This is a genomic window from Mesoplasma photuris ATCC 49581 (assembly GCF_000702725.1).
Taxonomy (GTDB): Bacteria; Bacillota_I; Bacilli_A; order Mycoplasmatales; family Mycoplasmataceae; genus Tullyiplasma; species Tullyiplasma photuris.
The window spans coordinates 316,475-330,745 of sequence record NZ_JNJI01000002.1 but is presented as its reverse complement, the minus strand read 5'-3'; the positions used below and the strand labels follow the sequence as shown (position 1 = coordinate 330,745).

13 protein-coding genes are annotated in these 14,271 nt (G+C 28.4%); 1 reads left to right on the top strand and 12 read right to left on the bottom strand.

All coding sequences use genetic code 4. The features are described from left to right. From smpB to hprK, 9 genes are all read right to left on the bottom strand, one after another. Entirely contained in the window at window positions 1–453 is a 453-nt protein-coding gene (smpB, locus tag T347_RS0101510) for an SsrA-binding protein SmpB (RefSeq protein WP_031542565.1), read from the bottom strand. 15 nt (window positions 454–468) lie between these two features. Beyond that, a complete protein-coding gene (gene rnr / locus T347_RS0101505; RefSeq protein ID WP_031542564.1) occupies window positions 469–2,586 on the bottom strand; it encodes a ribonuclease R in 2,118 nt (705 codons plus the stop codon). A 42-nt stretch (window positions 2,587–2,628) separates the two neighbouring features. Then, window positions 2,629–2,907: a preprotein translocase subunit SecG gene (gene secG, locus T347_RS0101500; RefSeq protein WP_031542562.1), complete on the bottom strand. Its 279-nt coding sequence runs from the start codon at window positions 2,905–2,907 to the stop codon at window positions 2,629–2,631. A 61-nt stretch (window positions 2,908–2,968) separates the two neighbouring features. Further along, complete coding sequence (locus T347_RS0101495) at window positions 2,969–3,184, bottom strand: helix-turn-helix domain-containing protein (protein WP_031542559.1); 216 nt, start codon at window positions 3,182–3,184, stop codon at window positions 2,969–2,971. Continuing rightward, window positions 3,184–4,113 carry a DNA-binding protein WhiA gene (whiA, locus tag T347_RS0101490; protein WP_031542557.1) on the bottom strand — a complete coding sequence of 310 codons (930 nt, stop codon included), beginning with the start codon at window positions 4,111–4,113 and terminating at the stop codon, window positions 3,184–3,186. Before whiA ends, T347_RS0101495 begins: the two co-directional genes overlap by 1 nt. Window positions 4,114–4,128: 15 nt before the next feature. Next, window positions 4,129–5,652: a prolipoprotein diacylglyceryl transferase family protein gene (locus T347_RS0101485; protein ID WP_051636008.1), complete on the bottom strand. Its 1,524-nt coding sequence runs from the start codon at window positions 5,650–5,652 to the stop codon at window positions 4,129–4,131. Between the two features lie 16 nt (window positions 5,653–5,668). Further along, a complete protein-coding gene (gene trxB / locus T347_RS0101480; protein ID WP_031542552.1) occupies window positions 5,669–6,607 on the bottom strand; it encodes a thioredoxin-disulfide reductase in 939 nt (312 codons plus the stop codon). Continuing rightward, entirely contained in the window at window positions 6,591–8,195 is a 1,605-nt protein-coding gene (locus T347_RS0101475) for a prolipoprotein diacylglyceryl transferase (RefSeq protein ID WP_211246836.1), read from the bottom strand. The genes trxB and T347_RS0101475 overlap by 17 nt, the downstream gene beginning before the upstream one ends. Next, window positions 8,195–9,130, bottom strand: coding sequence for an HPr(Ser) kinase/phosphatase (gene hprK / locus T347_RS0101470; protein WP_031542548.1), 936 nt, complete (start codon window positions 9,128–9,130; stop codon window positions 8,195–8,197). The genes T347_RS0101475 and hprK overlap by 1 nt, the downstream gene beginning before the upstream one ends. 98 nt (window positions 9,131–9,228) lie before the next feature. On the opposite strand from hprK, the gene T347_RS0101465 reads away from it, so the two are divergent. Then, on the top strand, window positions 9,229–9,465 hold the full coding sequence (locus T347_RS0101465) for a S1 RNA-binding domain-containing protein (RefSeq protein WP_031542546.1): 237 nt from the start codon (window positions 9,229–9,231) through the stop codon (window positions 9,463–9,465). A gap of 105 nt (window positions 9,466–9,570) precedes the next feature. Here T347_RS0101465 and T347_RS0101460 read toward each other — a convergent pair whose 3' ends face one another. The 3 genes from T347_RS0101460 to uvrA are packed head-to-tail and all read right to left on the bottom strand — an operon-like array spanning window position 9,571 to window position 14,270. Next, window positions 9,571–10,332, bottom strand: a complete 762-nt coding sequence (locus T347_RS0101460; protein WP_051636007.1) for a folate family ECF transporter S component — start codon at window positions 10,330–10,332, stop codon at window positions 9,571–9,573. A gap of 9 nt (window positions 10,333–10,341) precedes the next feature. Next, window positions 10,342–11,436, bottom strand: a complete 1,095-nt coding sequence (locus tag T347_RS0101455; RefSeq protein WP_031542542.1) for a bifunctional folylpolyglutamate synthase/dihydrofolate synthase — start codon at window positions 11,434–11,436, stop codon at window positions 10,342–10,344. Further along, entirely contained in the window at window positions 11,436–14,270 is a 2,835-nt protein-coding gene (gene uvrA, locus T347_RS0101450) for an excinuclease ABC subunit UvrA (protein ID WP_031542540.1), read from the bottom strand. The genes T347_RS0101455 and uvrA overlap by 1 nt, the downstream gene beginning before the upstream one ends. Between the last annotated feature and the right edge of the window lies 1 nt (window position 14,271).

Sequence of the window (14,271 nt, the reverse complement as noted above, 5' to 3'; positions counted from 1 at the left end):
TTAACCTCTTTTAAACGTAGCATTAGTTTTACGTTCAATATCTCTTTCTTTAATTGATTCACGTTTGTCATAACTTTTTTTACCACGACCGATTCCGATTTCTAATTTTGCATAGTTATCTTTTAAATAAAGTTTTATTGGAACAATAGTTAATCGTTCCAATTTAACTCTTTTGGTAATATTTTTAATTTCGCGTTTGTTTAATAAAAGCTTTCTGGTTCTTGTTGGATCAACTCCTGCAATATTTGTAGAAAATTCATATTTTTTAACATTCATATTAATGATAAAAGCTTCTTGTTTTCTTATTAAAACAAACGCTTCATTGATTGATACTTCTTTAGCTCTTATTGATTTAATTTCAGGACCAGTTAGAACAAGACCCGCTTCAAAAGTTTCAAGAATTTCATAATCAAAATGTGCTCGTTTATTTTTAGCTATTAGATGTTCGCTCATACTGACCTCCTTTTATTATTTTACTAAGATAAAATCAATTTTACGTTTTTTAATATCAGCATCTATTAATTTAATTTTAACCTTTTGACCCATACGGTAGAAAGTATTATCTTTCTTAATTAAAATTTGTTTTTCTTCATCATAAACAATTCCATCTTCAAGATTTGAAATATGCACTAAACCTTCAACCATATTATCAAGTTGTACAAAGATTCCAAATTTTAATGCAATTGCAATAGTTCCTTCATATATATTACCAACTTTATTCGACATAAATTCAACCATACATGCTTTAACAACTTCTCTTTCACAATCAACTGATGTTACTTCTGTATCATTAATGATATTTGATGCTGTTTCAATAAATTCAGCATTTTTTTCTAGTGCTGATTCTCTTGTATCATTATTCAAAATATATTGTTTTAAGTATCTATGCACCATCAAATCTGAATAACGTCTAATTGGTGAGGTAAAGTGAGTATAACAAGGACTTGATAGACCAAAGTGACCAATGTTTTCTAAACCATATTTAGCTTTATCCATATAACGTAATAGAGAAAGATTTAATAGTTCAACTTCAATTGGGTCCTTAATTTGGTCGCTAATTTGTTTTAATGTGTGGTTAATGTTTTTAGGATCAAGCATTTCTTTATTTGTAAGTTTTGGATCAATACCAAATGACTTAAGAGATGTATATCATGTGATTAAATCTTGCTCATCAGGATTTCCATGATTTCGATAAATAAATGGTAAATCTTTTTCATAAACAATTTCAGCTACAGCTTCGTTTGCACTAACCATAAATTGTTCAATTAGTTTTTCTGATTCACCAGTTTCTCTAGCTTTAATATCTATTACATTAGATTCGGCATCCATGATTACTTTTGGTTCTCTAACTCCGAAATTGATTGTTCCACGCTTTGTTTTAACATCATCAATTAGTTTATATAACTCAAAAGCTTCATCCATCATTGCAGCAACCTCTGGTTGTTTTGTTCAAGTATGATTTGCGAAATATTCATTAACTTCACTATAAGTTAATCTAGCTTTTGAGATAATTATTGTTTCATAAACTTCTTTAGAAAGCATACGTCCTTGATTATCAAATTCCATTTCACAAGCCATAGCAAGTTTTTCAGTATTTGGGTTTAATGAACATAAATCATTTGATAGTACTTGAGGTAACATTGGAATTACTTTATTTGCTAAATAAGTTGAGTTTCCTCTAATTAAAGCTTCATTATCTAAAGCTGATTTAGGTTGTACATAATATGAAACATCAGCAATCGCTACAATTAACTTAAAATGACCATTATTTAATTTTTCAACATAAATTGCATCATCTAAATCTTTTGAATCAGAACCATCAATAGTTACTATTAATTTGTCTACTAATGATTTAGCTGCACGTTTTTTGATCACTTCTGGTTGTTGAGATAAAGGTATATTAACTTCATTAGCATTTGCGATTGTTCTTTTCATAAATTCAGTTCTAATATCAAATTCTTCAGCAATAGACATAATTCTGTCAGCTGCTTTATTAGCATCACCAATAATTTTTTTAACTCTAACAAATAGTTTTCTGTCTTTTAATTCAAGAATTTTAGCTTTTACTAATTGAGCATCTTTTAAATCTAAATCGTTTTTATTGACCATAATAACTCTGAAATTTGCAAAAGCTTTATCCATAGGAATTAGATCTAAATATTTGCCATCTTTTGATCTAGTAATCTCGCCAATCAATGAAGTTTTTTCACGTTTAATTAAATCGATAATTTCTGCTCTTGTTCTTCCATCTTTTTCTTTAGCAACTATGTATACAACTTCATCAGAAGTAAATGCTCCATTAAGCGAAACTGGAGGTACGAAATAATCTTCAGAACCAATATTTTTTAAATCACTTACAAAACCAAATCCTTTTTGATTAAGTTTTAAAATACCATGGTGGTATTTTTCATCACTTAATAAATAAACATTACTACTTGTAGACATGACAACGATTTTATCTGATTCCATGTTTTTAAACATATTCATGATTTCATCAAATGTGTTTTCTTTAATTTTGTTTGCAATTTGATCAGTTGATAACATTCCACCTGCTTGTTGCAACAAATTTATAATTTTATTTTCCATACTATCTCCTTTTAAAAATAAAAACCTTACTTAATTTTTTAATTAAGCAAGGACAGTGTTTGTGACTATACATACTACTAAAGTTATTACAAAGAACGCTATTCCCAATGATAACATTCAAATTGATAATACTTTATCCATTCCACGCTCTTTTGAGTTTGAGAATAATTCTTCATTACCCCCGTTTAAGGCACTAAGACCTGTTTGTGATTTTTTGTTTTGGAATAAACCAATTACAATCATCATTATTGATACGACCATCATTAGGATTTCAAATGTGAAAACCACAATACTACCAGTTGATGCATTAGCTAATAACATTTTAAAATCCTCCATGTATATATTTTAGCAAAATAAAAATAGACTAAGCCTATTTTTATTTTTATTTATTAAATAGTTCTGAAACTTCAATTTCTAAACCTGCCGCTATTTTAGCAATTGCTTGCAAAGAGACATTTCTTCGACCACATTCAACATCACTAATGTAGTTACGATGTAAGTCCGCTGCAAAACTCAAATCTTCTTGAGACATTTTCTTCTCTAAACGAATTCTTTTCATATTCATCGCAAATAGCAATATTATTTCATTATTTTCCATTATTTACCACTCGCTTTTTTAATAGTTTTAAATAAATTACTAACACCAGATTTTGTAATTTGATAACCTAGATCTTCCATCATTTCTTGTAATTCAACATAACTTGAATCTGGATTTTCTAATCTTAAATTGGATAACGCTTTTGCTTTATTTGATAATGTAAAAAATAATTTGTTTTCTTTTAAAAAGTTAATTTGTTCTACTTGTTCTAATCCTGTTTTCAAAGTTTTATTTTGATTAGAAATATCAATGTTATTGATTCTGTTAATTGAATTATAGACATCACGTGAAATTCTTTCATTTTCGAATGCCATAACTGATTGAGAAGCATCAATAAACGCTAAAAAATCTGAAATAAAAGATGTTTTTTTAACATAGCAAATAAATTTATTATTTTTTCTTTCAAGAATTTTGAAATTGAATCGATAGATTTCCATAATATAAATAAAATATTCAGCAGATTCTTTATCTTTAAACTGTAGTTCTAAATGATAATTAGTTGTTGTTGGTGCATTTACAGAACCGACTGCCATAAACATTCCTGCAATATAAGATCTAATCAAATCTTGTTCTTTAATTACATTATCATCAACTCTAATTATCTTATTAAAATTCTCATCATAAATTTTTAAATCAGTTAGAAATTTTTTAATGTCACCAACTAAAGTTATTTGAAATGTTTTTGTCTTTTTTAATAGTTCAGAAGTAATAATTGAAACTTCCATTTCACCATCAAATAATTCTTTACAAAAACCAAATAAATTTCTAGCAATTTTATTGCTGATTGTTGATATTTTCAATTTTTCACTTTTTGATGAATAAATCAATTCTCCGTTGTGTTTGATAAAACCACTTAATAGAGATTTTTTTTGTTCTAAATTAAAAGAGTGTGAAATTACTTCTTCTTTTACACTTAATGCAAATGACATAATTTCACCTCTCTTCTATTTTTCGTATTTTTCAAGTTTTGCTTTTGCTTTTTGTTCTTTTTGAATTGCTTTATCAATCTTTGTTTTAGAAAGAGTGACTTTTTTTGAGATTGGTTTATCTGTTACTATATCTGAAATTGATAAATAATCTTTTTCATACATGATTCCATCTTTTCTAACAAAATAAGGAAATACAGAGTTACATAATAACATACCAATTAAACCAACTAAAGCAGTAACTCCAATTAAGACTAGCGATAAGGGTTTATCATACATGATAAATAGATGGTCATCTGGTCTTTCTAGTTCTAAAATAAAACGAACAAAGTTTCAAACAAAGAAATAAGCAAATGCTTGAGTACCAGATTTAGTTTCTCAATATTTATTTGGATTATTAGCTGTTTTTTGAGCACTTCCTATTTTAAATCTTCTAATGAAGAAATTATCATTTGAAGAATTTATTTTTTCAATTTTTTTAGCATATTTATTTCTTGCACTTTCATCAACATTTTTAACATAAGCAGCATCGAAGGCTTCTCTTCATGACATTTTTGTTTCATCTTTTATTCAAGGCATAAAGAATTGCTTTGTTGTGTATTTTCAATCAATAGAATATTTTTCTGGTTCAACTTTTCAAGGTTTTTTACCAAATCATCTTCCAATATTAGGAATTACAAAAGTAATTATTAATCATCCTAAAAATAATCCTAAAGCTTCATAAAAGAAAATTGGAGACATTTGTACTAAATCACCATCAGTTATTTTGATTCCGCCGATTACAACATCAGAACCACTGTAAATAGCCTTAGTATTATGTAATATTCAATCTGGTAATCAATTAATTCCTGATCCACCAGCTTGGTTAGTTAGATCTTGCATTTCCCGATTTCAAATTGCATTCCCATTTTCTGATTGATAGCTTTCAAGGTTCCCCATAACTTTAACTGGAGCTCCCATAACTTCATGATTAAAGAAGTTACCAAATCTACCAATTGCTTGTCCTAATAAAACGTTTGGAATAATTGCATCAGCATACATCCCTAAAGAAACTTTTGGTTTTTTACCTAAGAAATAAAATACTATTAATCCTGCGATTGTTCCACCATAAACTCCACCATGAATTGCCATACCAGCTTTTCAAAAGAAGAATAGTTCAAAGAAATTAGCACCTCCTGCATTTTGACCAGGACCATTAGCATTTAGTTTTCCAAAAAATGAGGCAAAGAATAAGCCAACAGGAATAATAACAATAACTCCTCAAGCTAATTCTTGAAGCGGAATTCCTTTTCTTCAAAATTTTCAAATACTAAACGCTACTGCAACAAACATCCCCATTGTCATTGTGAATGCATACAAGTGAAATGAACCATAATCGGATTTTACATTCCCATATTGGACCATATTTCAATTATTGCTTTGCTCTCAATCAACATTTAATGAATCAAGCCCAACCAAAACAAATAAAGGTAATACAGAAACTATAGACATTACGATAATCAATGTAATTATTTTTCAATTAAAATCTTTTCTTAATTTCATTTTTACCTCCTAGTTTCTATCTTAAATTTTGTAAATATTCAACAACCATTTGACCAGCTAGTGCTCCATCACCAGCAGCAATTGCAATTTGACGTAAAGGAACTTCTCTTAAATCACCTGCAACATATAATCCTGGAACTTTTGTTTCCATTTTTGAATTGGGTTCGATAAATCCTTTTTCATTAGTTAAACTTAAATGTTCAACATATTTATTTAAAGGAGTTGCTCCAATGTATGGGAAAATTGCTGAAACTTCAATTTTTTTAACTGTTCCAGTTTTTGAATCTTTAACATTTATTGACTCAACCTTTTCCTCACCGTTGATTTCTTCTACAACAGATTCCATTAAAAATTTAACTCCTGGTTTAGATTTTAAATTATTGACAGATCACTCATCTGCTCTAAATTTATCTTTTCTAACAATTACATAAACTTCAGATGCAAATTGAGTTAAGAATGTCGCTTCTTGAACAGCTGAATATCCACCACCAACAACAGCTACTGGTTTATTTCTATGTAATGCTCCATCGCAAACAGCACAATAACTTACACCTTTACCATAAAGTTTGTCTTCACCAGGAATACCTAATTTATTTTCTAATGTTCCAGTTGCGATAATTACAGATTTTGCATAAAGTTTTGTTTCATTAGCTAAACAGATTTCGAAAATATTTTGATCATTTTTTAAAATGTGAGTTACTTCATTGTAATCAAATTCAGTACCTAAATTAGTTGCTTGCATAAACATTTTCATTGATAAATCTGGTCCTGTTATTTTTTCAAATCCGGGATAGTTTTCAATAACATCTGTTTTTGTCATTTTTCCACCCGGTGCACTTTTTTCTAATACCAATGTTTTTAAACCTGCTCTTGATGTATAAACAGCAGATGTCAATCCTGCAGGACCAGCACCAACAATCAATACATCTAAAATATTATTAGTATGATTTTTCATATAATCATCCTGCCTCTCTTCATTTCTTAGGAGCTACAAATTGTGAAATCACAATTATTGCAATTCCTGATAATAATATAATCGCTAAGACTAAAAAGTTTGCAACCGTTGCGTTAGGAATGAAGTATTCGGTTGGTTTTCTAAAAGTTTCTAAAACAATTCTTATTATTAAATAACCAAACACATAACTTCCTGTGGCAACACCACTTCTGATAACTAAATAATTATTAGGATTATGTAATTTTTCTAATATCCCCGAACTTGCGTTAACATTCATTATTTTATCGAATGTATTTTTAAATGGAGTATATTTCAACATTAGTTCTTTTTGTTTATTTTTGTAATCTTTTTTTGTGAAAGCAAGATCAACTTTAAAGTTTGTTTTTACAATTTGTTTCTTAGGATTTTTGTTTGATAATAATTTCATTTTATGTTTATATTCACGTTTTAATAAAGCAATTTTTCTAGTATTTTGATCTTTAAGAGTTTTACTTCTTAAATTGTATTCTTTCATGTTGGCAATATTATTATTAATTATTTCAAACGCTTCTTTGTTTTCTTGTTGATCGGGTTCATATCAATAGTAAGCCTTATTTCAGGCTCTATATAAACTCAATTTAACTTCGATATCATTACCACTTTCGTTTTTAACAACCACTTTTTTATATTTAACGGGTAATTGAATATTAAATTCTTTAACTTTTGATTGTGGTAAATGTTTAGCATGTTTATTGTATCAACCAGGGAAAGCTGTTGGCTCTAAATCTCATGGTTTAGGTTTACTAAATAATCTTCCGATGTTCAAGACACCGAAGTTTATAATGATTCACAATGCTATATTTGCCATTGATTCATATAAGAATAAAGGTTGTCTGTAAACGATCGGAGTTGTTTTTAGATATTCTCCTAAAGTTACTCCATCACTGTTTCAAAAGTCATTTTGTACTCACGCTCAATTTTCGGGGTCAGCTCAGTTTATTTGTTGTTGAACTATTGAAACACCCTCAGAATTTACAAATCCGATTAAATCTGGGAAATAAAATAATTTTTCTCTTATGTAATCAGGTAATCAAGCCAGTTGTTCTCAACTGACTTCAGTTCCTAAAATTTCGTGATTATAAAAATTTCCTCAACGACCAATTGCTTGACCTAAAAGAATATTCGGAACAATACAATCAGCATAAACTCAAACAGAAATCATTGTTGTTTTACTTCGCTTATAGAAGAATCCGAAACCACCAATTGTTCCTAAAAATAATGCTCCAAATAACGACATCCCTGGGTCTCAAAAGAAGAAAATTTTATATCACATATCTGGTTGTGAATATAAAGGTAAAAATATTTTACCAAATATAGTACCACCCAAAATTCCAATTGGAACCACGATTAAAATTGCAAGTTCAAATTCTCTTAAGGGAATTCCTCGCATTTTCATTTTGACAATTGACGCAACAATAACGGCTAGTATTCCTAAAAACATAAAAATTGGATAAGCAGGTATTACTCCTCCAATTAATCTGTCTGATCCAAATGAGCCGTTTTCTTGCATTCAATCGAATAATGTATTATCGCTACTAAATAAAGACACTACTCTGCTCCTTCTTCAATTCTCTTATTAATTAATTCAATAACATCAATTGAATAACCAGCCGCTGCAATTTTTTGTTGAGCAACCGCTGTTTCAATAATGTTTGAAATATTACGTCCTGATGAAACAGGAATTTGTAAATAAGGTACTTTAATTCCTAAAATATTTTTAAGAGTTGATTTGTTCCCGATTCTTTCTGATTTATCTTCTTTTGCATTTTCAAATTTAAATAATTCAATCACCATATCAACTGGTGTTTCATCTAAAATAACTTGGTAACCATTTGTTTTAGAAACATCGATAATACCAATTCCTCTAACTTCAACTAAATTTTTCAAAATAGGGTGTGATTTTCCCATCAATAAACCATTTTCGTTTGTGATGATAATTCTATCATCACCAACAAATAAGTGGTTTAACTTAATTAATTCAAGTGTGATTTCAGACTTACCAATTCCTGATTGACCCATGATTAAAACTCCAGTACCCAAAATATTAACCAATGATCCATGCACTTCTTCAGTTGGTGCAAAATATTCATTAAAAACATTTAAAATATCATGGTTTAAATTAGAAGTTGATGCTGCTTCTTTATAAAGTAAAGGGAAGTTTAATTCCTTGGCAACATCAACTAAAGTTTGATCAGTATAATTTTGTGTAATCATAATTACAGGAGAACCTGCATTCATTAAAGCTATATATTTTTCACGTTTTTTTTCAACTGAAAATTGTGACATGTAAGCGTTTTCCTTTGTAGATAATAAAATAGCACGTCGGTTGTGATTTGTTTCTGTTGCTTCATTGTAAAATCCTGTTAATTCTAATCCGGCTCTGTTAATTCCATAAACAACTATTGGATTATCAATTTTACTTTCACCTGCAAGAACTTCAAAGTCAAATGCATTAACTAAAGTTTTTATTGTCATTTTTTTCATAAAATACCTCGCTTACAAAATAATTTTACTATATTTTGTCATAAATAAGAGTTTTAGAACTTAATTATCTATATACTTATAAATAGGAGGAATTTAAAATGGAAAACACAATCGTAAAAGCAGTTATTACTGATATTGTTGATTTTGGAGCATTTTGTACAGTTGAACTTAACGGTGAAACTTACAAAGGACTAATCCACATTAGCGAAATCGCTGATGAGTTCGTAAGAGATGCTAAAGATTTCGTTACTTCTGGTCAAGAAGTTAATGCTTTAGTAATGGAAGTTAATGAAGCTAAAAAACAAGTTAAATTATCAATAAAAAGAGCTAAATAATTAAACAACAATTATATTCATTTTAAATTCTCATTATTTGTAAAAGTATTATTAAGATAGAATAAATATTAATTGTTAAAAAGAGCACCTAGGTGCTCTTTTTGTTTACAATTTCTTCACAAATCTATTTCACTGTTTAACATTTCTTTTTTGATTAACGTTTTTTAATTCATCAGTCATTGAAGATAACGGTTTATAAAGACTTTGGTGGTCTCCTTTTCTTGCAAATCACGGAACATTTTGATCATTAAGATTGTTTTTCATTAAATGTCAAATCACTCTAAAAGATGTATAAGCAATAAATGGGTAAAGTGAACACTCAATTGCTCATAATGGAGGCTTAGTTATTAATAAAGTAAACTTTATTCCTAAACTCGTTCAATAATTACTATCTGGTCCATAAACAGCGTTTAACAATGGTGATAATAAAAAGATATGAACTGTAATTCCTAAAATATAAATTATGATCATTTTAATCATTCAAAAATTATTTTTTCTGAACATAAAAACGCATGCCCCTAAGAAACCGAACATACATTTAATAAACATGAACCCAGCATTATAACCACCACCAAGGTTGATTAAACCTAATAAATCACTTACAACTCCTGTCAACACTCCTGGAACTGGTCCAAAAACCATTCCAGAAATAAAGATAAATACATTACCAATCATAATTTTCTGACCACCAATAAAAGTGTAACCAATAACATTTGTTAAGATTACACTTAGTGCAGATAACATCGCCATTATTGTGATGGTTTTTGTACTAATTTTATTTTTACGAAAACCTTCTGATAGTCACGAAAGACCAAATAACCCAGCAACCGCTAATCAAGATATAATATTAATTATTAACAATGCCATGTTGCCTCCTTATTTTTTTAAATATTTATAAACTTCAGGAATAAAATATAAACTTCCGCAAACCAATATTTTATTATCCTTATTTTGATCTAAAAACTCTTTTCAATTATATATTTTATTTTCATGTTTTATATTATCAATATTTCAACTTTTATAATTTTCAAAATTTGTAATATATACTTCAGAAAAATTTTCATCCAATAGTTTTAATATTTCATTATAATCTTTGCTCACGATAGAAGCATATAAAATTTTCACTTTTTGTTCTTCTTTTTTAACCTTTGTAATCAGTTTTTTTATAGCATCAACATTATGTGCTCCATCGATAATCACATTTTTAATTTTAGAGTATCGACCAAGTGGTGGATCAAGGTTGAATAACGATTCATCAATATCAATTTTAAGGAATTCTAATGCACTTTTAACTAATTGTTTATTATTGATTTGGTAATCGTCATTTTGTTCATTTTCTAAAAACAACATGTTAACCCTGTTGATTATTTTTTCTTTAAAAATACTTTTGTATTTAAAATTGTCAGCACTAATAATCACTTGTGTATTTGGTTTTGCAATATTTACTTTTTGGTAAATAATATCTTCAATATTAGGCCCTAATAACTCAACATGGTCTAGTGAAACAGAAGTCACAAGTGTTAACAATTGATTATTAAATAAATTAGTCATATCTTTAATTCCACCAATACCTGCTTCAATAACTGCGATATCAATTTTATTTTCATTAAAATAAATTACAGCAATTAAAACTCACATTTCGAAAAAAGTAAGATTAAATTGTGCAAAATTATCTTCGATATGTTTAACAATTCTTAATAAATCTTGATCACCGATAGGAACGTTATTAATTTGAATACGTTCGTTATGATATTGAAATGCTGGAGAAATAAAGAGTCCAACTTTATTATATTTAGACTTAAGACCTAAACTTAAATAGTGCGAAGTTGATCCTTTACCGTTAGTACCAACCACATTTATAACAGGAATTTTGTTTTGTAAATTTCCGATTTTAGATAAAACATCTTTAAGATTATATTTTTCTTTAAAAGATTGACTCATATCAAATAAATATTCATTAACTGATATCATTATTTTAAATATTCCTTTAAGTAATATGCTGTATATGATCCTGGTATAGATAAAATTTGCTCTGGAGTTCCTGTTGCAACAATATTTCCACCACCAGTACCACCTTCTGGACCAAGATCAATAATATAATCAGATACTTTAATGAAATCTAAATTATGTTCAATCGCAATTACTGTATTACCTAGATCAATTAGTCTATCTAAAACTTTTATTAATCTATTTACGTCATCAACATGTAGACCAGTCGTTGGCTCATCTAGTAAAAATATTGTTTTTCCTGTAGCTTTTTTAAGTAAATAAGTTGAAAGTTTAATACGTTGAGATTCTCCACCAGAAAGTGTTGTTGCACTTTGTCCTAATCGAATATATCCTAAACCAACTTCTAAAATAGTATCAAGTTTTTGTTTGATTGCTGGAATATTTTCAAAGAACATTGATGCTTCTTCAACAGTCATATTTAAAACGTCAGAAATATTTTTGTTTTTAAATTTAACTTGCAATGTTTCATCATTGTAACGTTTACCTTCACATATCTCACAAACAACTTCAACACTTGGCATGAATTGCATTGATATTGTGATAATTCCATCACCTGTACAGTTTTCACATCTACCACCAGGAACATTAAATGAAAATCTTCCTTTTTTATACCCTCTAATTTTTGCTTCGGGTAAGTTTGTAAATAAATCACGAATATCATCAAATACAGAAGTATATGTTGCAGGATTTGATCTTGGAGTTTTACCAATTGGTTCTTGTGAAATATAAATTACTTTATCAACATTTTGAATTCCTTTAATTTCTTTCACTTTTCCGGTTTCGACTCTTTCTTTTGAAAGTTTATTTTGAATTCCCTTATAAATAATATCTTCAAGCAATGTTGATTTACCTGATCCTGAAACTCCTGTAATGGTTACGAATTTGTTTAAAGGCACAGTTACATTTATGTTTTTTAAGTTATTTTCTGAAGCTCCAATAATTTCCAATTTTTTACCATTACCGCCACGACGGTTTTTGGGAACTTCAACTTTCATTTTTCCAGATAAATATTTCCCAGTAATTGTTTCAGATTTTAGAATATCTTCATATGTTCCATTAAAAATTACTTCTCCACCATGTTCACCAGCACCAGGACCAATATCAACTATTCAATCAGATTCTTTCATTGTGTCTTCATCATGTTCAACCACAATTAAAGTATTTCCTAAATCTCTTAAGTGTTTCAAAGTTCCTATTAATTTATCATTATCTCTTTGGTGTAATCCAATTGATGGTTCATCAAGAACATAAAGTATTCCTGTAAGTTGAGAACCAATTTGTTTTGCTAATCTAATACGTTGTGCTTCTCCACCAGAAAGTGTTGTAGCTGTTCTTGATAAATTTAAATATCCTAAACCAACTTCATTTAAGAAACTAATTCGAGAAATTATCTCTTTTAAAACTAATTCAGCAATTTTAGTTTGTGTCTCAGTTAATTCAACACTTAATATAAAGTTTAATTCTTCTTCAATTGACATTTCTGTAAACTGGTAAATTGAAAGATCATTAATTTTAATTGATAATGCTGTTTCATTTAATCTAGCTCCTTTACATGAATTACATGTTTTTGAACTCATAAATTTTGCATATCATTTTCTAATTTCTTCTGATTTTGTTTCAAAATATTTTCTTTGAATTTCTGATGCAACACCACCGATATATTCAAATGATTCATGCTTTCTACCATTTGAACTAATTAATTTAACTTCAATTTCTTCATCTGATCCAAATAATATGATGTCCTTTTGTTTATTTGTTAAAAATTTGATTGGTAAATTTAAATCAACATAATAGTAATCACATAAAGTTCTGAATTTTTGTCATTCTAAATTATCACTACCCACTAAATTTTTAAAATAGGCAATTCCACCTTGGTTGATTGTTAAACTTTCATCAGGGATGATTAAGTCAATGTCTGCTTCTAAACTAACACCAAGACCACCACATCCCTCACATGCTCCTAACGGGGCATTAAATGAAAATAATCTTGGTTCCATTTCCGGAATATTAAATCCACATTGTTTACATGAATATGTTGTTGAAAATAATTTTTCTTCTTTTTTAGATTCTGGATAAAAAACTTTAATCATACCTTCAGAGTATTTTAAAGCAATTTCGATAGCTGAAAAAATACGAGAATTTAATTCTTCTTCATCTCTGTATACTAAACGATCGACAATAATATCAATGTTGTGTCTTTGGTTTTTTTCTAAATCAATAACTTCATCTAACATTTTGATTTCACCATCTACTTTAGCACGAATGAAGCCTTCGTTTTTTAATTTGTCAAATGTATCTCTATGTGAACCTTTTTTATCTCTAACAATTGGAGATAAAATATAAACTTGTTCACCTTCTTCTGTGCTAACTTTAATATTATTTAGTATTTCTTTAATGCTTGCCGCTTGAATAACTCCGTGTCCATTAATACAATATGGTGTACCAACTCTTGAATATAACAATCTAAGATAATCGTATATTTCTGTAACTGTTCCGACTGTCGATCTGGGGTTGTGTGAAGTTGTCTTTTGATCAATTGAAATAGCTGGACTTAAACCTTCAATTGAATCTACATCAGGTTTTTCATTACCTCCTAAAAATTGTCTTGCATAAGCAGAAAGTGATTCGATATATCTTCTTCTTCCTTCAGCATAAATAGTTGAAAATGCTAGCGATGATTTACCAGAACCAGATAAACCTGTAAAAACAACAAGTTTATTTTTTGGAATCTCTAAATCAATATTTTTTAAATTGTTTTCTCTTGCACCTTTAATAATTATTTTGTCTTTTGTCATA